General features: G+C 39.3%; 1 protein-coding gene. It reads right to left on the bottom strand.

Annotated elements, in window-relative coordinates; translation table 11 throughout:
• Positions 1-260 precede the first annotated feature (260 nt).
• On the bottom strand, positions 261-1,379 hold a 1,119-nt coding region (locus GPL15_RS13480; protein WP_252198402.1), incomplete at its 5' end, for an IS4 family transposase.

Below are 1,379 nucleotides of genomic sequence, written 5' to 3' on the forward strand. Positions count from 1 at the left end.
CCAATGTCATTTACTTAAGGAGCAAGTAATAAAAGTATATTCTTCAAACGCCATGAGCTTAGTATACTTAAGGATTTTCCAGGAATCAGTAGGATTTTGTTTTGCCTAAAGTCCTCTTTAAAACAAATGTTATGTTTTTTAGATGTAAAAGTAATGAAACATGCATGTTTATGGGTAACATTAACAGAGGCAAGCAAAAATTTATGTTTTCACTTCCCATTTACGATTAAAAGGTCTATATTAATTATGAGCCGTTACCCTTACCGGTAACAAAAGCTCATTGGTAGTTTGAACCTGGCTTGGCGGCGGAAGGTTCTATTAGGCCTGATTGCTTCGATATTATCGGCAATCAGGCTTTCTATATTTATTGCAGGATTTCCTGAACGGTTACGCAGAGCATCTCTGCATAGTTTGATAGCTTCTGAGAAGTTGACCTGATATTGCAGTTTTCGGGAACGATTCGGTATTTCAACATGCCGGGAGATTCCGGCACAGTAATTATACAGGATTGCTCTGGCAAATACTTCCTGAACAATATAATTATATTGTTTGCTATGGAACGCTTTTAGGCATAATGGGTATTTTAAATCACGATAAGCGGTTTCTTGTGACCAGCGAAGATGGTAAAGTTCTTTCAGCTCATCCATATCAAACTCAATGTCAGGAAGGTTTGTGATCAGGTTTTCATAAATGCCTGGTGCAATTTCAATCCGAACGATTCGCAATGACAGGGAATACTCCGTATGAGTTTCCGAAATAAAATCCATTGGAACCTCTTTGCAAACATAACGGTAGTCATCCAAACGATCTGGATATTTTAATTTCTTTTTTGCCCTTGACCGGCACAAGATTCGATCTGCATGAAAGTCAATTTCACGTACACCGTCAAGCGGGAAGCCAAGAAGTTTGGATGTTTTTGCATCTGTAGATCGTATTAAGAAATACTGCTGATTTTCCAATACATGGGCAAAATCATTGTAAGAGGCATAACCACGGTCTGCGATGTATATCGTGGGATGATTGTTCTTAACACGGTCAACCATTGCACAGAATGCACTGTACTCGTTACGCTTCCTTGCAGGCTGAACAAGCACATCGAGAAATTGCTTATCCAGAATCGAATAGAGTGCATTGATATGGATTTGATTAAAGCCTCTGGGGGATTTATTGTTTGGTTCAAAATAAGTATCCTTATCCTTAGCATCACGAAAAGTATCGGCAACGGATCCGTCACATGCGACCAGCTGGTAGCGATTTTTATATAAAGTTGGCTGCAATTTCTGGTTAAAGATTTGCAGGAGCTGCCATAGTGCATCGCATTTTAACTTTGCCCGTTGGTGATAAAAAGCAGCTTTTGTTGGCACTAAAGCTGTACGTCC

Origin of the sequence: Clostridium sp. MCC353, from assembly GCF_018785315.1 — a bacterium.
Classification (GTDB): domain Bacteria; phylum Bacillota; class Clostridia; order Lachnospirales; family Lachnospiraceae; genus CHH4-2.